Origin of the sequence: Bradyrhizobium sp. AZCC 1678 (genome assembly GCF_036924765.1) — a bacterium.
In the GTDB taxonomy this organism is placed as follows: Bacteria; Pseudomonadota; Alphaproteobacteria; order Rhizobiales; family Xanthobacteraceae; genus Bradyrhizobium; species Bradyrhizobium algeriense.
Genome location: NZ_JAZHSE010000001.1, coordinates 3,529,926 through 3,550,994, shown reverse-complemented (window position 1 = coordinate 3,550,994; position 21,069 = coordinate 3,529,926). Strand labels below are relative to the sequence as shown.

22 protein-coding genes are annotated in these 21,069 nt (G+C 61.9%); 8 read left to right on the top strand and 14 right to left on the bottom strand.

Annotated elements, in window-relative coordinates:
• Window positions 1–4: 4 nt before the first annotated feature.
• Together V1294_RS16715 and V1294_RS16710 are read left to right on the top strand one after the other, a co-directional pair.
• Complete coding sequence (locus V1294_RS16715; RefSeq protein ID WP_334498684.1) at window positions 5–1,081, top strand: phosphotransferase; 1,077 nt, start codon at window positions 5–7, stop codon at window positions 1,079–1,081.
• A gap of 4 nt (window positions 1,082–1,085) precedes the next feature.
• Window positions 1,086–2,381 (top strand): aspartate aminotransferase family protein, encoded by a 1,296-nt coding sequence (locus V1294_RS16710; protein ID WP_334498682.1) that lies wholly within the window; start codon window positions 1,086–1,088, stop codon window positions 2,379–2,381.
• Window positions 2,382–2,694: 313 nt separating this feature from the next.
• Here the strand turns inward: V1294_RS16710 and V1294_RS16705 are convergent, their stop codons facing one another.
• Together V1294_RS16705 and V1294_RS16700 are read right to left on the bottom strand one after the other, a co-directional pair.
• Window positions 2,695–3,570, bottom strand: coding sequence for an alpha/beta fold hydrolase (locus tag V1294_RS16705; protein ID WP_334498680.1), 876 nt, complete (start codon window positions 3,568–3,570; stop codon window positions 2,695–2,697).
• 30 nt (window positions 3,571–3,600) lie between these two features.
• Window positions 3,601–4,650: a hydroxyacid dehydrogenase gene (locus V1294_RS16700; protein WP_334498678.1), complete on the bottom strand. Its 1,050-nt coding sequence runs from the start codon at window positions 4,648–4,650 to the stop codon at window positions 3,601–3,603.
• Between the two features lie 340 nt (window positions 4,651–4,990).
• Here V1294_RS16700 and V1294_RS16695 point away from each other — a divergent pair, with 340 nt between their 5' ends.
• From V1294_RS16695 to V1294_RS16685, 3 genes are all read left to right on the top strand, one after another.
• Window positions 4,991–5,542: a decarboxylase gene (locus tag V1294_RS16695; protein ID WP_334498676.1), complete on the top strand. Its 552-nt coding sequence runs from the start codon at window positions 4,991–4,993 to the stop codon at window positions 5,540–5,542.
• 8 nt (window positions 5,543–5,550) lie between these two features.
• The gene (locus tag V1294_RS16690; protein ID WP_334482030.1) at window positions 5,551–6,159 is read left to right on the top strand and encodes a thiamine pyrophosphate-dependent enzyme; all 609 of its coding nucleotides are present in this window, start codon (window positions 5,551–5,553) and stop codon (window positions 6,157–6,159) included.
• A gap of 75 nt (window positions 6,160–6,234) precedes the next feature.
• Window positions 6,235–6,588, top strand: coding sequence for a VanZ family protein (locus tag V1294_RS16685; RefSeq protein ID WP_334482032.1), 354 nt, complete (start codon window positions 6,235–6,237; stop codon window positions 6,586–6,588).
• An 82-nt stretch (window positions 6,589–6,670) separates the two neighbouring features.
• Here V1294_RS16685 and V1294_RS16680 read toward each other — a convergent pair whose 3' ends face one another.
• The 4 genes from V1294_RS16680 to gcl all read right to left on the bottom strand — a co-directional run bounded on the left by V1294_RS16680 (window position 6,671) and on the right by gcl (window position 10,716).
• Window positions 6,671–7,054 (bottom strand): DUF1236 domain-containing protein, encoded by a 384-nt coding sequence (locus V1294_RS16680; protein WP_334498674.1) that lies wholly within the window; start codon window positions 7,052–7,054, stop codon window positions 6,671–6,673.
• Between the two features lie 141 nt (window positions 7,055–7,195).
• Window positions 7,196–8,083 (bottom strand): 2-hydroxy-3-oxopropionate reductase, encoded by an 888-nt coding sequence (locus tag V1294_RS16675; protein WP_334498671.1) that lies wholly within the window; start codon window positions 8,081–8,083, stop codon window positions 7,196–7,198.
• Window positions 8,084–8,113: 30 nt separating this feature from the next.
• Window positions 8,114–8,899, bottom strand: a complete 786-nt coding sequence (gene hyi, locus V1294_RS16670; protein ID WP_334482038.1) for a hydroxypyruvate isomerase — start codon at window positions 8,897–8,899, stop codon at window positions 8,114–8,116.
• 17 nt (window positions 8,900–8,916) lie between these two features.
• On the bottom strand, window positions 8,917–10,716 hold the full coding sequence (gene gcl / locus V1294_RS16665) for a glyoxylate carboligase (RefSeq protein ID WP_334498668.1): 1,800 nt from the start codon (window positions 10,714–10,716) through the stop codon (window positions 8,917–8,919).
• Window positions 10,717–11,064: 348 nt separating this feature from the next.
• Between gcl and V1294_RS16660 the strand changes: the two genes are divergently transcribed.
• Window positions 11,065–12,084: an N-acetylmuramoyl-L-alanine amidase family protein gene (locus tag V1294_RS16660; RefSeq protein WP_334498666.1), complete on the top strand. Its 1,020-nt coding sequence runs from the start codon at window positions 11,065–11,067 to the stop codon at window positions 12,082–12,084.
• A 46-nt stretch (window positions 12,085–12,130) separates the two neighbouring features.
• On the opposite strand, the gene V1294_RS16655 is transcribed toward V1294_RS16660, so the two are convergent.
• Window positions 12,131–13,261 (bottom strand): hypothetical protein, encoded by a 1,131-nt coding sequence (locus tag V1294_RS16655; RefSeq protein WP_334498664.1) that lies wholly within the window; start codon window positions 13,259–13,261, stop codon window positions 12,131–12,133.
• A gap of 214 nt (window positions 13,262–13,475) precedes the next feature.
• Between V1294_RS16655 and tenA the strand changes: the two genes are divergently transcribed.
• Window positions 13,476–14,159 carry a thiaminase II gene (gene tenA, locus V1294_RS16650; RefSeq protein ID WP_334498662.1) on the top strand — a complete coding sequence of 228 codons (684 nt, stop codon included), beginning with the start codon at window positions 13,476–13,478 and terminating at the stop codon, window positions 14,157–14,159.
• A 488-nt stretch (window positions 14,160–14,647) separates the two neighbouring features.
• On the opposite strand, the gene V1294_RS16645 is transcribed toward tenA, so the two are convergent.
• Together V1294_RS16645 and V1294_RS16640 are read right to left on the bottom strand one after the other, a co-directional pair.
• Window positions 14,648–14,851 (bottom strand): PRC-barrel domain-containing protein, encoded by a 204-nt coding sequence (locus V1294_RS16645; protein ID WP_334504671.1) that lies wholly within the window; start codon window positions 14,849–14,851, stop codon window positions 14,648–14,650.
• A gap of 50 nt (window positions 14,852–14,901) precedes the next feature.
• Window positions 14,902–15,138 carry a hypothetical protein gene (locus tag V1294_RS16640; RefSeq protein ID WP_334498660.1) on the bottom strand — a complete coding sequence of 79 codons (237 nt, stop codon included), beginning with the start codon at window positions 15,136–15,138 and terminating at the stop codon, window positions 14,902–14,904.
• 437 nt (window positions 15,139–15,575) lie between these two features.
• Here V1294_RS16640 and V1294_RS16635 point away from each other — a divergent pair, with 437 nt between their 5' ends.
• On the top strand, window positions 15,576–15,740 hold the full coding sequence (locus tag V1294_RS16635) for a hypothetical protein (RefSeq protein WP_334498658.1): 165 nt from the start codon (window positions 15,576–15,578) through the stop codon (window positions 15,738–15,740).
• Window positions 15,741–15,918: 178 nt separating this feature from the next.
• On the opposite strand, the gene V1294_RS16630 is transcribed toward V1294_RS16635, so the two are convergent.
• The 5 genes from V1294_RS16630 to V1294_RS16610 all read right to left on the bottom strand — a co-directional run bounded on the left by V1294_RS16630 (window position 15,919) and on the right by V1294_RS16610 (window position 21,004).
• Entirely contained in the window at window positions 15,919–16,275 is a 357-nt protein-coding gene (locus tag V1294_RS16630) for an Mth938-like domain-containing protein (RefSeq protein ID WP_334498656.1), read from the bottom strand.
• A gap of 417 nt (window positions 16,276–16,692) precedes the next feature.
• Complete coding sequence (locus tag V1294_RS16625) at window positions 16,693–17,754, bottom strand: ketopantoate reductase family protein (RefSeq protein ID WP_334498654.1); 1,062 nt, start codon at window positions 17,752–17,754, stop codon at window positions 16,693–16,695.
• A gap of 153 nt (window positions 17,755–17,907) precedes the next feature.
• Window positions 17,908–18,969, bottom strand: coding sequence for an aminoglycoside phosphotransferase (locus V1294_RS16620; RefSeq protein WP_334498651.1), 1,062 nt, complete (start codon window positions 18,967–18,969; stop codon window positions 17,908–17,910).
• Window positions 18,970–19,195: 226 nt separating this feature from the next.
• A complete protein-coding gene (locus V1294_RS16615; RefSeq protein WP_334498649.1) occupies window positions 19,196–19,969 on the bottom strand; it encodes an NYN domain-containing protein in 774 nt (257 codons plus the stop codon).
• 186 nt (window positions 19,970–20,155) lie between these two features.
• Window positions 20,156–21,004, bottom strand: a complete 849-nt coding sequence (locus V1294_RS16610; RefSeq protein WP_334498647.1) for an IclR family transcriptional regulator — start codon at window positions 21,002–21,004, stop codon at window positions 20,156–20,158.
• Window positions 21,005–21,069: the final 65 nt, after the last annotated feature.

Sequence of the window (21,069 nt, the reverse complement as noted above, 5' to 3'; positions counted from 1 at the left end):
AGCCATGGACATTCTCGTACCGGACCCGTCGCCTGCGACTGTTGCCGCTCACCCGATCGATACCCTCCGCGCCGCATCCGCCGTCCCGGAAGCGCTGGCCCAAAGGCTGGCGGCCGAGCACTACGGCCTGATCGCCGCCGTGCACCGGCTCGACAGTGAGCGCGACCAGAACTTTCGGCTACGCTCGCTGAGCGGCCGCGAGTATGTCCTGAAGATTGCGAACCCTGCAGAAGACCGCGCGGTGACCAACCGGCAGACAGAGGCGCTGCTCCACCTCGCTGCCGCGGACCCCGGCCTGCCGATCCCGCGCATCTTTCCGGCGCGGAACGGCATGACGGAGCTTGATGTTGCCTTCGACGACGGCTCGAGCCGGGTCGTGCGCCTGTTGTCGTATCTGGCGGGAACCCCGATGCATGCGGCCGCGGGGTCGACGGTGCTGCGGCGCGATCTCGGTCGCTGCGCCGCAAGGCTCGCACGGGGTCTTTCCGATTTCAGCCACAGCGCCGCCAATCACAAACTGCTCTGGGACCTTCAGCATGCCGCCGAACTCCGGCCGCTGATCGACGCCGTCCCTGGCGAGCGGCGCAGCCTGGTCGAGGACGTTCTCGGCGGCTTCGAGACCTGCGCGCTGCCGATGCTTCCGCAATTGCCGAACCAGCCCGTCCATAACGACCTCAACCCGCACAACGTCGTCGTCGACCCCGAAACCCATGCCGTCGTTGCCGGGATCATCGATTTCGGCGACCTCACCTGCACGGCGCGGGTCAACGACCTTGCGATCACGGCGGCATATCAGGTTGCCGATGACGACGATCCCCTTGCGCCGGCTTGCGAGATGATCGCGGCCTACCATGCCGTGCTGCCGCTCGAACCGGCCGAATTCAGCGTGCTGTTCGACCTGATCGCCACGCGCATGGCCATGACGATCGTGATCAGCAGTTGGCGAGCCGCCCGTTATCCTGCTCACCGGAACTACATTCTGCGCAACAATGCCGCGGCCTGGACGCGGCTGCGGCGCGTGGCGACACTGTCGCGAGACCAGGCCACACTTCAGATCCAACGCGCATGCCATGTGGGGTAGAGAGATGTCCGCCGCCGATGAGGCCGTTTCGGCACAAGACCTGATCGCGCGGCGAAACCGGCTGCTGGGCCCGGCGTATCGCCTGTTCTACGAGCAGCCGGTCCAGTTCGTCCGCGGCGAAGGCGTCTGGCTCCATGACGCCGCCGGACATCGCTATCTGGACGCCTACAACAACGTCGCATCCGTCGGGCACTGTCACCCGCATGTCGTGCAGGCGATCGCACGGCAGGCCGCTCTGCTCAACACCCATACGCGCTACCTGCATGAGACCGTGCTCGACTTCGCGGAAAAACTGCTCGCGACGTTTCCGGCCGAGATCGGTCACGTGATGTTCACCTGCACCGGCAGCGAGGCCAACGACCTCGCTTTGCGGGTGGCGCGAACCTGCACCGGCGGCACCGGCTTCATCGTCACCGCAAACGCCTATCACGGCGTCACCAGCGCGCTGGCTGAGCTGTCTCCCTCGCTCGGACTTCCGCTTCCGGAAGGAAGCCACGTGCGCCTCGTGCCGGCGCCCTCCTCGGCCGCCGATGCCGGTGATGTCTTTGCGCATCACGTTCGAGCCGCATTGGACGACATGAAGAAGAGCGGCATCCGTCCGGCCGCGCTTCTGGTCGATACCATTTTTTCCAGTGACGGCGTGTTCGCAGACCCGCCCGGCTTTCTGCGACGGGCGGTCGAAGCCGTGCGGGCAGAAGGCGCGCTATTCATCGCCGACGAGGTGCAACCCGGCTTCGGCCGCTGCGGCGGACAGATGTGGGGCTTTGCCCGCCACGGTCTCGTCCCCGATCTCGTCACCATGGGTAAGCCGATGGGCAACGGCCATCCGGTTGCCGGGATGGCAGCGCGCCCTGAGCTGCTGGCAGAGTTTGGCCGGCGGTCGCGCTACTTCAACACCTTCGGCGGCAACCCGGTTTCCGCCGCCGCCGGCATTGCAGTGCTCGACGTGATCGAATCCGAAGGATTGATGCAGAACGCGCAACACACCGGTGGCTACCTGGTCAAATTGCTCGGGCAGCTACGGGCGCAACATCCATTGATCACGGAAATCCGCGGTGCCGGGCTATTCGTCGGCGTCGAACTCCGACTCGGTGGACAAACGGGAACGCCGGCCACGGCGGAGGCCGCGCGTGTCGTGAACATCCTGCGTGAACGGCACGTGCTGATCAGTTCCGCCGGACCGCACGGCAACGTGCTCAAGATCCGTCCACCGCTGGTGTTCGGCACCGAGCATGCCGACCTGCTTGTCGAGACGCTCGACCAGACGCTGGCGGAAGCAACTATGATGTCGGGGGAGTAAAGGGCGCGCGCTTTTACGCGCCGGCGGCCGGCAGGCTGGCGGCGGCGATGGCGACGATCTGGGCCAGCCGGCGCCCGATCCGGGACGGGGCGCTGCGCAGAAATGAACGAACCTGTCGCATCTGACATCTTCCATGGGCGCCGGTGGAACGGGGCGCATAGGGAAAATGGTCTCAGGCCGCCAACTAGTCGAGACGTCAGGGAAAATAGCAATGCGCGCTTCGTCCGGAGGCTGATCGGCAGTGGAATTATTGCCCCGGTCGACCCGCCGGCGACAAAATTCTTCCCCCGGATTTTGGCTCATAGCCCGGTGCTCACCTTGCGTGAGCGGGCTGCGGCGCGCCGAGAAATCGCCGCAACGACGCCAGGACTTCATCGAGCCGGTCATGATGAAGCCAGTGTCCGGCGCCCGCGATCTTCTGCAGTTCAGCTTGCTTAAAATGCGCGAGCAGGCCGGCGGCCTCGGGATCGGGCAGAAAGCTTTCATCGCCCCACATCAGCAGGGTTGGACAGGTAATGCGCGACCACAAGGCGACATATTCGTCCGATGACAGCCGATACGGCGCCCTCGCCCGCTGATAATGGTCGAACTTCCAGCGATAGAGACCGTCGGAGCCCTGGCGAACGCCGTGCCGGGCAAGATGAAGCGCCAGCGCTGGTGTCAGCCTTTTGTTGCGAGCCGAAAGCCGTCGCGCCGCCTCGTCGATCGTCCGGAACGCGCTCGGTTGATACGCCGAGATACGGTCGAGCTGGTCGATCCAGCGCGACATCTGCTCGGCGATCGGCGCGGGCTGCGAGCCCGACAGGAAGGCGCCATCCAGCACGACAAGGCGCGATACCCTCTCCGGATAGGTCCCGGCATAGGCCAGCGCGACCATGCCGCCCATCGAGTGGCCGACAATTGCGGCATCCTGCAGCGCCGCAAAACGCATCAGCCGGGTGAGGTCATAGACATTGTCGGTCAGGCTGTAGCTGCTTCCTTTCGCCCAATCGGAATCGCCGTGCCCGCGCAGATCCGGCGCGATAACATGGAAATGCGGCTGCAATTCGCGCGCGATCGCATCCCAGTTGCGGCAATGGTCGAGCCCGCCGTGGATCAGGATCAGCGGCGGCGTTGTCTCGTTACCCCAGTCGACATAGTGCAACCGCAGACCCTGGGACTCATAAAAGCGATCTGCCGGCTCGGCCATCGTGGGATCGTCTCTCGTGGAGGTGATGGCCTATTTCGGCGCAAATCCGAACGCGCGCTCGAAGCGCTTGACGTAGTCGGGCCACACCTCGGGATTGACGATGCGCGGCGGCCGCTTGCCATCCAGCGCATCGAGAATCTGCTCGGCAGCGATCTTGCCCATGTTCATGCGCGCTTCCTTGGTGACGCCTGCCGTATGCGGGCTCGCCAGCACATTGTCGAACTGCAGCAGCGGATGCTCCGGCGGCGGCGGCTCCTTGTCCCAGACGTCGAGGCCTGCGCCCGCAATCCGCTTGTCGCGCAACGCCTCGTACAGCGCTTCCTCATCGTGAATGAAGCCGCGCGCCGTGGTGATGAAAAAGGCGTGCGGCTGCATCAGCGCGAATTCGCGGGCGCCGATCATGCGGCGATTGTCCTTGGTCAGCGGACAGGAAATCGAGACGAAATCCGAGCGGCGCATCAGATCGTGAAGCTCGACCTTCTCGCCGCCCCGCGCGGCGATTTCTTCCGCGGTCAGAAAGGGATCGTAGGCGATCACCTTCATATGCAGCAGGCCATTGCACAGCTCCGCGATGCGGCGGCCGACGTTGCCGATGCCGACGATGCCGATGGTCTTGCCCTGCGCCTCGTTGCCGATCAGCGCGTTGCGATTGACGTTGGCCTCTCGGCGCAGCGCGCGGTCGGACTCGAGAATGCGCTTGGACAGCGTCAGCAGCATGCCGAGCGCATGCTCGGCGACCGAGTTGGCGTTGCCGCCGGATTGATTGACGACCAGCACCCCCGCCGCCGTGCAGGCATCGACGTCGACGGGGTCGAAGCCCGCGCCGTTCGAGGACACGATCAGGAGGTTCGGCGCCCGCTTCAGCAAATCCCGACCGACATGGAAATGTTTTGCGATCTCGTCGCGCGCCGCTCCGACCTGATAGGCATGCGCCGCCGCTAAAATTGGCGCTGCAATCGTATCGGGGCTTTCGTTTTCCAGCCGGTCCAGCCGCACGTCGGCGCGCGCTTTCAGGATGTCGATGTAGATCTCGTGAGCGAGATATTTGACGTAGAACACGCGCTTGTTGTTGACGGTCATTTTTCTTGGCAACTTTCAGTTCGAAGAGCGTAGGGCTTGACTGGTTTGGCGGGAGGGCCGCTGGCGGCCATGGTCAGGTAACAAGTCTCAGTGGAAGCGCCCGCAGCGCAGCAGCCGCGTTGGCAGCATTTCGGATATATCCAGCCATTGCCCCTCCCGGCATCTCTTCTTGCTTATCTCATATCTTGCTTATCTCATATCGCCGCATACCCGATGTAGGGGCGCGCGGCGCAGAGCAGGATACGATCGGAACATGTTGACAATCTCGCCGATGGCGTCAAGTTTCGCCGCTCCAAGAATGAAAGCCGACGAATAATCGGCGCGGATGAGGGAGACCAAAATGGCGGTTGTGGAGGAAAAAACCTCGCCCGAAATCTCTGAGAGCTGGCATGGCATCGTGCTGCAAAGCCTCAAGCGCAACGATATCCGCCTGGTCCCCTACGTGCCCGACCGCGTCCTGACCACGCTGATCAGGAACCTGCACGCCGATCCCTTTTTCACGACCTTCCCCACCGCGCGCGAGGAGGAAGCGGTCGGCATCGTCTCCGGCGCCTGGATGGGCGGCATGCGCGGCGCGGTGCTGATGCAGACGTCCGGGTTTGCCACGCTCGCGAACGTGCTGGCGTCGCTGGCGATCCCCTATCAGATCCCGCTGATCATGTTCGTGTCCGAGCGCGGCACGCTCGGCGAGTTCAATTACGGCCAGTCGCTGGTGTGCCGCACCATGCGCCCCGTGCTGGATTCGCTCGCGATGGAGCACCACACCGCTACACGTCTCGACGAGTTCGAATTCATCGTCGACCGCTCGATCAAGCAGGCCATCACCACGCAGGCGCCGGTGGCGCTGATCCTCTCGCCGCTTCTGACCGGCGGCAAGGTCTTCGACAAGTGAGCGATCCCATGAACAGCGACACCTCCGCCCGCAATACCAAGGTCATGAACCGCTTCGATCTCACCTCGCGGCTGATCGCGAAGTTGAAGAACGAGGAAGCCGTGATCGGTGGCATCGGCAACACCAATTTCGACCTGTGGGCCGCCGGCCACCGGCCGCAGAATTTCTACATGCTCGGCAGCATGGGCCTCGCCTTCCCGATCGCGCTCGGCGTAGCGCTGGCGCAGCCGGATCGGCGCATATTTGCCCTCGAGGGCGACGGCTCGCTGTTGATGCAACTGGGTTCGCTCTCGACCATTGCGACGTTGGCGCCGAAAAACCTCACCATGGTGGTGATGGACAATGGCATCTATCAGATCACCGGCGCGCAACCGACGCCAGGCGCCACTGTTGCCGACATCGTCGCCATCGCCACCGCGAGCGGGCTCACCCACTCCAGCTGGGCGGCGGATGAAGACGATTTCGAGCGGCTGATCGAACAATCCATGTCGGCCGCAGGCCCGACGCTGATCGGCGTGCGCATCGACGACAAGCCGGGCACAGGCACCACCCGCCGCGATCCCGTGCAGATCCGGGAACGCTTCATGCACGGTATGGGCGTACGGGAGCCGCTCTGAGGCGAATTAACCACAGGCATCGCCAATTCGCATGCGCGGGAATATCCGGCACATAATTCGTGCTATGCGGTCCCGATGACGATCATCCTTCGATTATTCGCCTGGGGCCTTGCCGCAGCCATCGCGTTCGCCACCCTCGGGCCGGCGGAACAGCGGCCCCATTCAAACCTGGGACAAAACGGAGAGCACGCGCTTGCCTTCGTGTTGCTGGGACTGGCTTTCGGACTGGCCTACACGCGCGCTCCATCGCGCACGGCCGCTCTCGTCATCGCCTTCACAGGTCTGATCGAAGTGCTGCAGTTCCTGGCGCCCGGCCGGCACGCACGCCTGGAAGATTTTGTGGTCGACGCGCTGGCGGCATCGCTCGGCCTTGTGGCTGCTGCGGCTCTCGACTGGACGATCAGGCGAACCCAGCGATCGCTGCCCTAGCCCCCGTCGCAAAAAATCCTCGCACAAAAAATCCTCGCGGGACAACGCCCCGCGAGGATTAATCCTGGAAACGCGGTCTTCGTTAGTCGAGGATCCTGACGACCCTGCGCGTGCGCGGCTCCACGATCACACGGCGATCATTGACGACCGCATAGCGGTATTCAGTGTGCCGCGGCACCGTACGCAGTGCGACGGTCGGCGGCAGCGGCTGACCCACCACCACTTCCTCACGAACCACGACAGAACGATCGCGCGGGATCGACGTGATCACGGCGTTCGGAATTTCAACGGCTGCACCGACCGCAGCGCCCACGGTACCACCGACGATGGCGCCGACCGGACCAGCGGCTTCACCACCCCTCGCGGCGCCCTCCGCCGCACCTTGGGCGGTGGTCGACTGAGCAAAAGCTGCGCTAGGCGCCAGCAGCGCGGCGGCAATCAGTGAAACAGCCAAACGATTATTCATCGCATTCCTCCAGCGAAATTGACGATGCGTCTCAACCACTGGAAGCGTGAGAAGGTTCCGGATCCAATACGGCAGCAAAAAAGAGCCGCGCCGAAATTTCGACGCGGTTCCAGTCACAGGGGAGTTCCAGTCCTAAAGGATTCAGCCTTTTGCGACCTGATGGTTCGCCATCATCTCCAGTGCACGCACCATGCCCGAATGGTCCCACGCCTTGCCGCCATGGGCGGTACAGGAACTGAACAATTGCTGAGCCACCGCCGTGCTGGGCAAGGAAATGCCGAGCGCACGCGCGCCCTCCAGCGCCAGATTGAGATCCTTCTGGTGCAGTTCGATACGGAAGCCCGGTTCAAAATTGCGCTTCACCATGCGCTCGCCATGCACTTCGAGAATCCGCGACGACGCAAAGCCGCCCATCAGCGCCTGCCGCACCAGCGCCGGATCCGCGCCGGCCTTCGACGCGAACAGCAGCGCCTCGCCGACCGCCTCGATCGTCAGCGCGACGATGATCTGGTTGGCGACCTTGGTCGTCTGCCCGTCGCCATTGCCGCCGACGAGGGTGACGTTCTTGCCCATCTTGTCGAACACCGGCTTCATGGTGTTGAACGCGCGCTCCGGCCCTCCCACCATGATGGTCAGGCTCGCCGCCTTGGCGCCGACCTCGCCGCCCGAAACCGGTGCATCGAGATAATCGGCGCCGAGCGCCTCTATTTTCTTTGCAAACTCCTTGGTGGCCAGCGGCGAGATCGAACTCATGTCGACGACGATCTGCCCCTTGGAGAGCCCGGGCGCGACGCCGTCCTGCCCGAACAACACCGCTTCCACATGCGGCGTATCCGGCACCATGATGATGACGGCGTCGGCCCTCTCGGCGACTTCCTTGCCGGACTTGCAGACCACGCCGCCCGCCGCGACCAGATCCGGCGCAATCGGCCCTACATCGTGCAGAAATAGGCGGTGGTCAGCGGCCTGGAGATGGCCCGCCATCGGGCGCCCCATGGTGCCGAGGCCGATAAAGCCGATATCGATCATTTCAAACTCCCCTCTTTTCTTGCTTCTTGTTCAAGTATCGGCCGTCAGCGCGGCGTGCCAACCGAGGCCCTCGACTGTGGTCGTCCTCGGCTTGTATTCGCACCCGACCCAGCCGCGATAACCAATAGCGTCGAGATGGCGGAACAGGAAAGGATAGTTGATCTCGCCGGTGCCCGGCTCATTGCGGCCGGGATTATCAGCGAGCTGGACATGGGCGATGCGGGCCAAGTGCTTTTGCAAGGTGCGCGCAATGTCGCCCTCCATCACCTGCATGTGGTAGATGTCGTACTGCACGAACAGATTGCTCGAACGTACGTCCGCAATGAGCTGAAGCGCCTGCTCGGTCCGGTTCAGAAAGAAGCCGGGGATGTCGATCGTGTTGATCGGCTCGATCAGAAGCTTGATCCCTTCCCTCGCGAGCGCATCCGCTGCGAAACGCAGATTCCCCACCAGCACCTCGTTCAAATCGATCCTGTCCACACCGTCAGGCGCGATACCGACCAGGCAGTTGAGCTGACGGCAATCGAGCGCCTTGGCGTAATCGATGGCGCGCGCGACGCCGTCGCGAAACTCCTCGACCCTGTCGGGCAGGATCGCGATGCCGCGCTCGCCCGCCGCCCAGTTGCCGGCCGGAAGATTGTGCAGCACCTGGGTCAGCCCGTGCTGGTGCAATTGCTCGCGCAGCTCGGCCTTGTCGAAATCATACGGGAATAGATATTCCACCCCGCCGAAGCCTGCAGCCTTGGCGGCGGCAAAGCGATCGAGAAACGGCAACTCGCCGAACAGCATGGTGAGATTGGCGGCAAATTTTGGCACGATCTACTCTCCTCGATTTATGCCGGCAGCAGCTTGCCGGATTGCGGCGCGCTCGACTTGGCCGGCGTGTCGTCCAGCGGCAGATCGAGCACCTCCTCGAATTCGACGATGTTGTCGATCTCGGTGCCCATCGAGATGTTGGTCACCCGTTCGAGAATGAACTCGACCACAACAGGCACCTTGAACTCCGCCATCCATTCCCGAGCGGTCGCGAACGCCGCCTGCGCATGGTTCGGGTCGGTGACGCGGATCGCCTTGCAGCCCAGCCCCTCGGCGACCGTGACGTGGTCCACGCCATAGACCCCGAGCTCGGGCGCGTTGATGTTCTCGAAGGAAAGCTGGACATGGTAGTCCATGTCGAAGCCGCGCTGCGCCTGGCGGATCAGTCCGAGATAGGAGTTGTTCACGACGACGTGGATGTAAGGCAGCTTGAACTGCGCGCCGACCGCGAGCTCCTCGATCAGGAACTGGAAATCGTAGTCCCCTGATAGCGCGACGATGTTGCGGCTTGGATCGGCCGCGCGCACGCCAAGTGCCGCCGGCAGCGTCCAGCCGAGCGGACCGGCCTGCCCCGCATTGATCCAGTTGCGCGGGCCGTAGACGCCGAGGAACTGCGCGCCGGCGATCTGCGACAGGCCGATCACGCTGACATAGCAGGTGTCGCGTCCGAACGCCTTGCTCATCTCTTCATAGACGCGCTGCGGCTTGATCGGCATGTCGTCGAAATGGCTCTTGCGCAGCATCGTGCGCTTGCGGTCCTGGCACGCCGCCGGCCACGCCTGCCTCTCCCGCAGCTTGCCGGCCTTCCGCCACTCCCTGGCAACCGCGACGAACAATTCCAGCGCCGCCTTGGCGTCGGACACGATGCCGAAATCGGGATTGAAGACGCGCCCGATCTGCGTCGGCTCGATATCGACATGCACGAACGTCCGACCCTTGGTGTAGGTCTCGATCGAACCGGTGTGCCGGTTGGCCCAGCGGTTGCCGATCCCAAGCACGAAGTCGGATTGCAGCATGGTGGCGTTGCCGTAGCGGTGGCTGGTCTGCAGGCCGACCATGCCCGCCATCAGCACGTGATCATCGGGAATGGCGCCCCACCCCATCAGCGTCGGTACCACCGGAACATTGACGGTCTCGGCGAACGCCACGAGCAACTCCGATGCGTCGGCATTGATGACGCCGCCGCCCGCGACGATCAGCGGTCGCTCCGCCGCGTTGAGCATCTCGAGCGCCTTTTCGATCTGCTTGCGCGTCGCCGCAGGCTTGTAGACCGGCAGCGGCTCATAGGTCTCGTCGTCGAATTCGATTTCCGCAAGCTGCACGTCGAGCGGCAGGTCGATCAGGACCGGGCCCGGGCGCCCGGAGCGCATGATATGAAACGCCTGGCTGAACACACGCGGCACCAGCGCCGGCTCGCGCACGGTGACCGCCCATTTCGTCACGGGTTTCGCGATGGATTCGATGTCGATGGCCTGAAAGTCTTCCTTGTAGAGACGTGCGCGCGGCGCCTGCCCGGTGATACAGAGGATCGGAATGGAGTCCGCGATCGCCGAATAGAGTCCGGTGATCATGTCGGTGCCGGCCGGGCCCGATGTGCCGATGCAGACGCCGATATTGCCCGCCTCGGCACGGGTATAGCCCTCGGCCATGTGGGAGGCGCCCTCGACATGGCGCGCCAGGATGTGCCCGATCGAACCGCGCTTCTTCAGCGCGGAATACAACGGATTGATCGCCGCTCCGGGAACCCCGAAGGCGATGGTCACGCCCTCCTTTTCTAGGATCCGTACGGCTGCATCGATCGCTCGCATCTTCGCCATTTCGAACCTCGCTTGACCGTGTTGCTCTGATGCGATCATCACGGCTGCTGTCAGCGACCTCAACGGACTCGATTTTGTTTCCCGCGATGTGGAATGACCGCTGAAAAAGCACGTCAAATCAGATGGTTGGGGCACCCGTTCAATGAAACAATTCAATTGCCGGGTTTCGCCGATGAACTGACGGGCACCCGCCGACAGATCCTCATACTCCGCACATGCGGACGGCTGAGTACGACGTCGCGATCTCGCGACACGATGCGCCCGAGCTGTGCCCGCAGCTCGTGTCACCGACCCCTTCCGGTATCCCGACCTGAGCTGCTATAGTGAGCCTTCGGGAGGGGGGCGAGCATGAAGCGCCGCGGGTTCATTTGTGTTCTCGGTAGTGTCGCTTCGGGATTTTGGCCCCGCCGCCGCACCATCACCGTCACGATGGCCGCAATGGTGCTTCTGCCGATCGAGGTCAGCGATGCCGGCTGGCTGTCGGATATCTTCAAAGGCTCGTCAAAGCAGGCCAAATCGCCAAGACAAGCCAAATCGCCAAAGCACGTCACCTCACGCAAGCCTGCCGCTTTGGCTAGGCGTGCCGTCTCGCCAAAGCCCCGCAACGTAAAGCTTGCCGCCCTGGGGCCGATCGGCTTGCCCCCTGCCGCTTTGAAACCGGTCGCGACCCGTTGCGATCCCGCAAAGTTCCGGATCGTTCTGGACGTGGGACATACCGCCGAATCGGAAGGCGCGATCAGCGCCCGCAACGTCTCCGAGTTTGCCTTCAATCTGCGCCTTGCGAGGCAGATTGAGGAGAAGTTGAAGGCCGAAGGTTTTGCCGAGACCAGATTGCTTCTGACCGAGGGCAAGGCCAGGCGCAGCCTGGTCAAACGCGTCGCCGCCGCCAACAATCTGGCCGCGGATCTCTTCCTGTCGATCCACCATGACTCCGTGCCCAACAAGTTCCTCGAGGACTGGGAGTTCGAGGGAAAGAAAAGCCGTTTCAGCGACCGCTTCAGCGGATATTCCGTCTTCGTCTCCCGCAGGAATCCGGACTTCAAGACAAGCTTCGCCTTCGCCGAACTGATCGGCAAGGAAATGAAGGCCCAGGGCCTTGAGTATGCCAAGCAATACACGCAAGCCATCATGGGCCGCTACCAGCGTCCGCTGCTGAACAAGGAAACCGGCGTCTACCGCTACGATGAGCTCATCGTGCTGAGAAAGACGCAGATGGCTGCGGCCCTGCTGGAGGCGGGCTCGATCATCAACCGGGACGAAGAGCTCAAGATGAGTTCACCTGAACGCCGGGACATCATCAGCAGCGGCGTCACAGCGGCGGTGAAGGAATTCTGCGAGCCGCGATGGGGCATCCTCGGTCCGCTCTGATGGCGGGGTGGCGGCCCGCCTCGCATCCGAACCCGGCCTGCCGGCTTCAACCTTTTGACCGCGCCTTGATCTTGTCGAATTCGGCAAGCGCTCGTTCAAACTTGTCGTTGAAGAGCCACATCGCATCGAGAATTTCGCGGAAGGTTGCAGATGTTCTGGCTCTGTCAACCTGTCCAAAGGTGAAAACGCTGTTGTTTCGCAGGTATCCCATGATTGTCGGGTCAGAAATTCTATAGTTGAGCAGGTTGCTTGACTTGAGTGCGGACTTCGTTGGACTCGGAATAATCTGGATCAGTTCAAACAGCTTCATCTGATCGATCGGATCCGGTAGTGTTTTCACGATCGACGGGACTTGCGGGAAAATATCCGCGTGCGCGTTCATCAGGCCATCGCGCACGGCGGTCCAGTGGTTGTACCGGTGATCCAGGTTGCCGACCCGTGCCTCTTCCTTGTCGTCGCGAAGGCTGAGTGCGGGATCAAGGGCTGCTATCGACTTTTTTATCGCCGCCCATTTCTTTCGCCCATTTTGATCTTCGGGTACGCCTGTTTGCAGACTTCCCTTGTATTTATTCGAGCGCGCATTCCCGATGTTTTGATTGCCATTTGTCTCGGCAAAGAACAGCCCCAGGCTGATGCGTCCTGCCGCTTCGGCATTGGCCGCATCAAGGCCCCTGACTCGCGCAATGGCCGTGCCCAGATCGACAACGTCCTTGAATGGGGTATCTGAGTTTTGCGCGTTGACGGGCGGCGCCTGCATCAGGTCGAAAAGTCTCCTGTACTCGTCGAGCAGCGGTTCATTGTCGGCGCTAAAGTACGCCGGAGGGATTCCATATTTATTGGGCCCGCCAATTTTGGACGGAAGCGCGTCGGTGAGGTCTTTGTACGCGCTCATCATGCTGTTGCGTGCAAGGTAGAGCGCCTGTCCCGGCAGGTTCGGTAGCGGTTGCCTGGAATTGATCTGCGTGCGCCGCTGGCCCAGGATCGCCTCAAAGTGGTTTCGTGAATTATTGTATGTATCGAGCGCCTCCGATTGCTTTTTCGTGAGTGCGGCCGGCTCGCCCATTGCAGGCGACATCAAGCCGAGATTGCCGATGACGGCCGCGACCAGCGACGCGACCGCGCAGAGTCCGAGAGCAAGCGCTGCCGTGGGCGCAGCGGTATGGCTTTTTATCCCCATGGCAATTTCCCATGCCCAAATTTCATCGGATACGACTCATTGGATCGTAAACAACGAACGCGCGGCTTGGCGAGGCCAAAGCTCCAGATCCGATCCAGTGTCCATTCCCCGGCATTTTCCAGACTGCACGCTATCCACTTCGCCCAAAAACGCGATAGCCTTCCTCTGGGGTGCGCCAAGGCACTCCCTTGAAACGAAAGGCCGGCGAAAGATCATGGGTTTCTTCGAGCGACTGAAGACAGCGGCATCAGCCGAGTGGCGGGCCTATACCGAGCACCCCTTCACGGAGGGGCTGGCAGACGGTTCGCTTACCGAGGCGGCGTTTCGTCACTATCTCGTCCAGGATTACCTGTTCCTGATCGAGTTTGCCCGCGCCTACGCGCTCGCCGTCTACAAGTCGCCCACGCTCGCCGACATGCGCGAAGCGGCGTCCGGCCTCTCGGCCATTCTCGACGTCGAGATGAACCTGCACGTAAAACTCTGCGCCGGCTGGGGCCTGTCGGCCACCGATCTCGAACAAGCCCCTCCGGCGGTCGAGATGCTGGCCTATACCCGCTACGTGCTCGACGCGGGAATGCGCGGCGACCTGCTGGCGCTGAAGGTGGCGCTCGCTCCTTGCGTGATCGGCTACGCCGAGATCGCGACGCGGCTTGCCGCGCGGCCCAATGCGCTCGCTGCAACAAACCCGTATAGCGTCTGGATCGCCGAGTATGCTGGGGGCCCCTATCAGGAAGTCGCGGCAAAAGCCCGGGCGCATCTGGAAGGTCTCGCCGATCTCTACGCCACGCCGGCCCGCGAGGCAGAGCTGATCGCGATCTTCAAGGAAGCCACGAGGCTCGAAGCCGACTTCTGGGAAATGGGATGGCGCATTCGACAGCGCCCTCGCCGATTGCAATGAGACATTACAGATATGACCTCGCGATCCCAGCCTTCTCGATAGCCGCGCGCTCGCCTATCTCAGGAAGGGATCGCTCGACGACTCCCTCGCCGACTATGATGCCGCGCTTCGTATCAACGCAAGAAAAGCCCTCTCGCTGTATGCGCGCGCGCTCGTCAAACGGCGGAAGGGTGACATTGCGGGAAGCGAGGCCGATATCGCGACAGCGCTGGCCATCCGCCCGGCTGTGGCAGACTGCATGGCGCAAATACGGCATCGAGTGACGGCTTTCGTCTGCGTTTGGAACCGAAACATTTTCTAGGCTGAATGATTTACTCCCGGGGCTTCGCAACATGCGAGGCATTCATGAACCCTTTCTCGGCGAGCGATGTGCTCCTTACGGTCGCGATCATGAGCGTCACTTTCTTGACCGAGGTCGGGCTTTTCATTTTGATTGGAATGCTTTGAAAGGAGCGCTCGATCCGGGCAACGCGCAGCTGATGCGAGGTCTAGGACTCCGCAAGTTTGATGGTTGAGACTGGCCATTTGCCATCATGACCTTCGATGGAAATCCGAAGCCCGTGCAATTCATCCAGCCAAACGTTCTCGACCCTGCCTGCCTTTCCGTTGGTAAGCACGACGGTTTTGCCGATCAATTCGGCTCGCGCCGCACCGTACTCATTCAAAATCTTTGACGCACGGCGGTTCACAATGGCATTGCCCGTCCATGTTCGGCCGAGCCGTCTGTGCTATCCCAAGCGGCTCAACGGCGACGCTTGTCCCAAGGCTCAGCCGCCGGAATGATTGATGGTGACTGCTCTTCCAATTCGCGCAGCCGGTCGATTTGCGTTCTAAGGCTCTCCGGGAGTTCCGGCTCTTCTTTCAGGAACGCGCGTAGTCTCTCCCCGATCTCTTCAACGATTGCTCGGCTGTGTTTGGGGTCTAACTCAATGCGGTTTCGCATAACGAAGCCTCGTTCGGGTAAAGAAAGCGCCAGCATTGGCGCCCACCCCTCCCGCAGGTCTCCCGCTTGCGAGCACAGCTGGCAATTTCTGAACGGAACTGGAGACCGCCGCTTTTGGCTATCTGCGCGAGCGCTAGTTTTTGAGAACAGCGGGCCCAGCAGTAGGAACCTTTGGCTATCCGCGACATGCGCCGTGTAGTTAACGGCGAGCGACGGTCTCGTGCGTCTAATGTCTTGACCGGAGCTTTCGTTCCCTGAGTTCTGATCGTGACGCCGTTCGTATGGAAAGAGGAAACAATTGGAGCGCCGAGCCGGTGCATTGAGGAACTTGCTGCGCGGAACAGATCGGGGCTCGACGAGATGCCTTCCGAACGGCGCGCAAGCAGGCGTTCAAGGCTAGAGTCAAACAGCGCTCTGGAACCATTTCAGAGAGTATCCGGTTGGTTCGTAGGGCCGATGGAGGAACCATCACCATGAGGATTGAATATCTTGCTGCGATTGCGATCGTTGCCGCTGGTACTGGACTGGCGATCGTCGGCTCGCTGCCGCCCGAAAAGCAGTCCACGCCTCCCGCCGCCCAATTGGCGACGCTTTTAGCTCAGTCCGTAGATCCGTTTTTGCTTCGGTCCGGTGGCTAACGGTCGGCGCAACTCAAAACGCATTGGCGGCGCTGCCTAAGTCATGGGGGGCATCGCGCCCGTTCGGCAGAGCGATCGGCTCGCCGAATTCACGGCCAAAGCCCGCGTGCGACGATAGTTAGCGCCTCGTCCGGCAAGGAATGCTGTAACGCCGCAGCGCGCCCTGCCCTGGCCCGGTTCAGCAGGTAACGTGAAATAGGCCGATCTTCTTCGCATGTGAGTTGTTGAACGTATGAATCGCCTTGGGAGTCGGCTGCAACAGGACCGTGCAACCCTTTTTCGCAAGATACGTCTGAGCTTCCGGCGACAGGTGCACATTGCCCATCTGGCCCGAGCCAAGAATTAGCTGCTCGCATCCGTCCTCATAGATGAACTTCGCTTCGTCTTTCGAGAGGACATGCGAGGTGCCGTAATACTTCTTCGACAGCTTTTTCTTGCGCCTAGCCACTTCGCCCGAGAGACGAATGATTACGTCGTGTTCATAGATCTTTCCGTCAATCGTGATGGCGCCGAATGCAGTGCGTTTGATCTCCATGGCTTGTTCCCTTCATGATCTCGGCACGAGCCCTGACTCCGCGTCGGCAGACCCACCTGGCATCGATGTCAGAGCACGCCCCGACTTGGCGAGTTGGTTGGTCCCTAGGGCGTTTGGGAAGTGTCAGGGCTTCCGTCTGAACGTGCGATCAACTCGAGCATGGCGACATGGGTGGTTTCCACCCCAATACTCCAGCGTGTCACCGCAGATCGTACAGGATGCGTGACCGGTTTGCGGCACTTCTCGTCAGTGCGATGATACTCGGCGCCGCAATTGTTACATCTGACAATGGTCGCCATTTCGGAAATATGCGCTCCCGCTCACCCGTTTCCAGTATGGATGGCTGCCATATTCAAATTACCCCACCGTCGGGCGCGCATTCGCGCGACCCGGTGGCTCGCAACGACGCAAACCAGCTCAGTTCAGCCGCAGTTCCATAATGTGCCGCGGATCCGGGCTCAGTTCACCGCGCTCCACGCGCTTGACGATATCGGTCAGCGCGGCATTCGCGGCGCAGGAAATGCCGATCTTCTCGCCCTCGCGCACCACAAGGCCGTTGAGGAATTCGATCTCCGTGCGCCGGCCCTTCTGCATGTCCTGCCCCATCGAGGAGCGCTGCTGCGAGGAAGTCTGTTTGCCGTCCTTGAAACGCTGCTCGTCGCAGGCGCGCATCGCCGCCTCGTCGCCCTCGCCGGCACGGGCGATCGTGTCGGGCGCAAGATGCAAAATCTCTTCCAGTTGATAGCCCTGCGCCTGGCCAACGCGGATCGCTTCGCTGCCGAGCCGCGTGGAGAAACGGCGAAGCGGCTCGCTTTGCAGAATTTCCGCGCCCGGCAGCCCGGTGCAGGCGGAGAGCCCATTGCCCATGACGTTGGCGACCAGTTTCGACCAGCGCTCGCCCCAGAGATTGTCCGTCACCTTGGCGCTGTCGGAGTAGCCGACCAGGCGGCAGATTTCCTCCGCCCGCGGCGTGATACGGCCGTGGACTTCGCCGGCGCGAAACACCGTGTGCGCCGCCCCGCCCTTGCCGGCGCCGCGGTGGATATGGCCGGGCTCCGGCAGGTTGACCGTGATGCTGCTGGCAATGCAGCCCAGCGTCTTGCTCCAGCCGACGATCCCGGCAATCGTCTCCTCGTTCATGCAGTTCTGCAGCGACACGACATAGCCGTCCGGCGCCAGATATTGCCGGATCAGCATGGTGGCCCAGGCGGTGTCGTAGGATTTCATGCAGACGAAGGCGATTTCGACCGGCTTCTCCTTGGCGAGCTGCTGCGCGTCGGTGACGTGGAGCGCGCGCACCGGCACCGAGAATTCCCCAACATCCATGGCGTGGGTGACGCGCAGCCCGTACTTCCTCATGTGTTCGACATGCTCGGGCCAGGGATCGATGAACGTAGCGTCCTCGCCCGCCTGCGCCATATGGGCGCCGGCATACCCGCCGACAGCGCCCGCTCCGACGATCGCGATCTTCCGGCCCATGATTCCACCCTGCATTTTTTTGCGGCAGACGACGCAACCGCGTCCGCTCATCCGTTGCAGGACAGTCTAGCGGATCGAGAGGCCCTGCCAACCCGCCACCAAAATGCGGTCATTCCCAAGAGGTGAGCTTCTGACCCAATTCGGACTTTGGGTTCAGGTAAGTAGCGATCTGCAATCGAGATCATCGACGGCAAGCATGATGCGTTCAAGACCATTCCACCAGATCACGGCGGGGATATTGTTTACAGCTTGCCACACGGGCGTCGTAATTTGCCAAAGCACCGACAATCGATAATCGGCTTCGAGCACATGTCGATCGTAGCCCTGGATCCCATGAGCAACCAGCGTCTCGTGGTATTCGTCGAGAAGTGAACGTTCCATCGCTTGTCGACGGTCAGGATACCAGTGCATCGCGATCATGTAGGCAAGGTCCCGCGATGCGACATCGAGGCGCCAGCTGTCCCAGTCGAACAGTCGAGCATCGTCGGACTGATGGTCTCGCGGCAAAAACGTATTCCAAACATGCGCGTCGCCTTGGGTGATCGTAAAGTTTCGATGTGAGTGATAGCGCTGAAGCAGACGAGGTGCAGAGCCGAGCAATTGTTCATAGAGCCGGCGCCGCTCGCGTGACAGTAGGTCACCCGCGCGATCAGCAAAACGTTGGAAGTCGCTCGCGACAAGTTGCATCTGCCGATCCATGGCCTCGGGATCGAGCCACGTCCCTACGGAGACACCGAGTCGCGGGCTGTCCCACCAAGAAGCATGGAGGCGAGCGTGCGCTCGAACGATTGCTCCACATTGCTGCCTTGTGGGCGGCAGCGGCCACTGGGTCGGAACGGCGTGGGTTTCTGTGAGGTCCTCAAGGAGGAGATGCCACGCGCTCGTCTCTGCATCGTGATACGCCTCGAAACAGCGAGGCACTATGTTGGTCACCATCAGTGGCGCAATCTGATCATAAAATGCGACCTCCTGACGGCCTGCGTGCAGCGCATCTCCGACGCGATCAGGGTGACAAGTCTTGAAGATGAGGGAGCGGGGGGCGTCGTCGGTCGGTGCACTGTACGTCAAGCGTACCCGAATAATTCGAGAGAGGATGGTATCGCGGGAGCTTTCGACCGTGACATCGCTGACGTGAGCCTCGCCAAGCACGCCAGTTCGGCGGAGTGCCGCGGTGAGACGCTCAGCCCGGATCGCTTCTGGAATCGGTTGCGTCATTGCGCTCTCCTAAATTCGGCGAAGCTAGCCCTTTTTAGGTCATCTGCGCAACTGGCGGTTGAGCACGTTCGTTCGCAGTGATCGGCAGCAGTCGGCCAGGATGACCGCTAGTGGACATCGCCAACTCGCCTAATGTCCACTTTCCACAAAAGCGGGGCCCGTGCCATGCGGTTAATCATGGATGACTTGTGATCGCGCTCGTTGCGGTGGCTCAAACAACCCTCGGTTACTCACCTCCCGCAGGTTTTCGAGCGGTTCGCGTCTTCGGAAGTGATTCGGCGGTGGACTTGATCCGAATTCGCATCGATCCACCCTTGGGCTGATCGATCTCGAAAGAGTTTGTCTTTCGCACGAGGTCGCTCAGCTTGCGGGCGCCGAAGGTCCTCGAATCGAAATCGGGGGCCAGGTTGGTAATCCGTGTTCCGACTTCCCCAAGATCGACCCACCCGTCTTCGCTTTCCATCTGGGCGATCACCTTCTTGATGATAGAGGTGGCTTCATCAGGGGATTGGAGCGGATTCGACTTCGAGGCGGCATCCTGGGTGTTCGCCGTGCCGCCAAGCAGGTTCTCGGTATAGAAGAATCTTCGGCAGGCCTGCCTGAAGCTTTCCGGCGTCTTCTGCGCGCCGAACCCAAACACATCGACGCCGTGCTCCCGGATGCGGGCGGCAAGCCGCGTAAAATCGCTGTCTGATGACACCAGGCAGAATCCGTCGAACCGGCCGCTGTGAAGCAGGTCCATTGCGTCAATGACCAGGGTTATGTCGGACGCATTCTTTCCAGTCGTATAGGCGAACTGCTGCTGGGGTATGATGGCATGCTTCGACAGAATGTCGGCCCAGCCCTTGGACCTTGCATTGGAGAAGTCGCCGTAGATGCGGCGGACGCTGGCCTCGCCGATCTTGGCAATCTCCTCGAACAATCCGTCCGCAATCTTTGCGGACGCATTGTCGGCATCGATCAGAACGGCGAGACGGGGCGAGCGGAGTTCGGAAGGCATGACTTTCCCCAAAACAGGAAATGGAACCCGGAAGACGGCGAGGCCGCCGGCAGGCGGTTAAGCCGGAGGACGTCGCCCCCTCGAAGCCGCTGCATGAACGAGCGATAGCTGGATAATACCGGTGCCCGGGCTCTCGCCACCAGACCTAAATTTCTTTCAGCGGGCACGAGTGGCCGCAAACGCGGCTCAGACGGACTTTGCCCCCGGCATCACGCCACCGAGCGCGACCGTCAGCTCCGCCGCAACGTCGCGCACGATTTTTCCGAGCTCGGGCACACGCTCTTCGGTGACGCGCGAGGTCATGCCGGAGACGGAAATCGCCGCCAGCGGCTCGCTGCAGTCGCTGTAGACGACGGCGGCAACACAGCGCAGCCCCATGCGTGCCTCCTCATCGTCGACCGCATAGCCCTGGCGCCGGATCACCTCAAGCTCCCGGAACAGCTCGCCGGGCCGGACGATCGACTTCTCCGTCAGGCGCGGCATACCCTGGCGGCAAATGATCGCGTTGACGTCGGCATCGGAATAGGTAGCGAGCACCGCCTTGCCGACGCCGGAAGCGACCATGGCGACACGTCCCCCGACCTTGGTCAGCGAGCGCATGATCTCGCGGCTCTCCATACGGGTCAGGACGATGATGGATTCATCGTCGACCACGGCGAGATTGGCAGTTTCGCGGGTCAGGTCGCGCAGCTTGCGCAAATACGGCATCGCCTGCGCCGTAAAATTGCGGCGGCGGGTGAAGGTCGCGCCCACCGCAAAGCTTTGCGCGCCGACATGCCATTTCGATTCGGTGCGGTCGAACTGAACGAAGCGGCGCTTCTCCAGCGTCGCCAGCAGGCGGTGCACGGTCGAGGTCGACAACCCCGTGCGAACCGCGAGATCAGTCAGCCGATAGCCCTCGTCGTCTTCGGCCAGCACTTCGATGATGGAGAGCGCGCGGTCGACCGACTGGACGCCGCCATCCCGGGAATCGGCATCATTGTCGGCGCCGGATTTCGGCTCGACCGGTTTGCGCCGGATCACGTTTCGCTTCATCGCGACCTGCATCCATCAATCAGTCAGAGTGCTAGCGCGTGATTAGCCGGTTCTCCCTCTCCCCG

Excerpts from the sequence above, each read along its gene's own strand:
- V1294_RS16715 (WP_334498684.1), top strand. The coding sequence starts at position 5 with ATGGACATTCTCGTACCGGACCCGTCGCCTGCGACTGTTGCCGCTCAC.
- V1294_RS16710 (WP_334498682.1), top strand. The coding sequence starts at position 1,086 with ATGTCCGCCGCCGATGAGGCCGTTTCGGCACAAGACCTGATCGCGCGG.
- V1294_RS16705 (WP_334498680.1), bottom strand. The coding sequence starts at position 3,570 with ATGGCCGAGCCGGCAGATCGCTTTTATGAGTCCCAGGGTCTGCGGTTG.
- V1294_RS16700 (WP_334498678.1), bottom strand. The coding sequence starts at position 4,650 with ATGACCGTCAACAACAAGCGCGTGTTCTACGTCAAATATCTCGCTCAC.
- V1294_RS16695 (WP_334498676.1), top strand. The coding sequence starts at position 4,991 with ATGGCGGTTGTGGAGGAAAAAACCTCGCCCGAAATCTCTGAGAGCTGG.
- V1294_RS16690 (WP_334482030.1), top strand. The coding sequence starts at position 5,551 with ATGAACAGCGACACCTCCGCCCGCAATACCAAGGTCATGAACCGCTTC.
- V1294_RS16685 (WP_334482032.1), top strand. The coding sequence starts at position 6,235 with ATGACGATCATCCTTCGATTATTCGCCTGGGGCCTTGCCGCAGCCATC.
- V1294_RS16680 (WP_334498674.1), bottom strand. The coding sequence starts at position 7,054 with ATGAATAATCGTTTGGCTGTTTCACTGATTGCCGCCGCGCTGCTGGCG.
- V1294_RS16675 (WP_334498671.1), bottom strand. The coding sequence starts at position 8,083 with ATGATCGATATCGGCTTTATCGGCCTCGGCACCATGGGGCGCCCGATG.
- gcl (WP_334498668.1), bottom strand. The coding sequence starts at position 10,716 with ATGGCGAAGATGCGAGCGATCGATGCAGCCGTACGGATCCTAGAAAAG.
- V1294_RS16660 (WP_334498666.1), top strand. The coding sequence starts at position 11,065 with ATGAAGCGCCGCGGGTTCATTTGTGTTCTCGGTAGTGTCGCTTCGGGA.
- V1294_RS16655 (WP_334498664.1), bottom strand. The coding sequence starts at position 13,261 with ATGGGGATAAAAAGCCATACCGCTGCGCCCACGGCAGCGCTTGCTCTC.
- tenA (WP_334498662.1), top strand. The coding sequence starts at position 13,476 with ATGGGTTTCTTCGAGCGACTGAAGACAGCGGCATCAGCCGAGTGGCGG.
- V1294_RS16640 (WP_334498660.1), bottom strand. The coding sequence starts at position 15,138 with ATGCTGGCGCTTTCTTTACCCGAACGAGGCTTCGTTATGCGAAACCGC.
- V1294_RS16635 (WP_334498658.1), top strand. The coding sequence starts at position 15,576 with ATGAGGATTGAATATCTTGCTGCGATTGCGATCGTTGCCGCTGGTACT.
- V1294_RS16630 (WP_334498656.1), bottom strand. The coding sequence starts at position 16,275 with ATGGAGATCAAACGCACTGCATTCGGCGCCATCACGATTGACGGAAAG.
- V1294_RS16625 (WP_334498654.1), bottom strand. The coding sequence starts at position 17,754 with ATGGGCCGGAAGATCGCGATCGTCGGAGCGGGCGCTGTCGGCGGGTAT.
- V1294_RS16620 (WP_334498651.1), bottom strand. The coding sequence starts at position 18,969 with ATGACGCAACCGATTCCAGAAGCGATCCGGGCTGAGCGTCTCACCGCG.
- V1294_RS16615 (WP_334498649.1), bottom strand. The coding sequence starts at position 19,969 with ATGCCTTCCGAACTCCGCTCGCCCCGTCTCGCCGTTCTGATCGATGCC.
- V1294_RS16610 (WP_334498647.1), bottom strand. The coding sequence starts at position 21,004 with ATGAAGCGAAACGTGATCCGGCGCAAACCGGTCGAGCCGAAATCCGGC.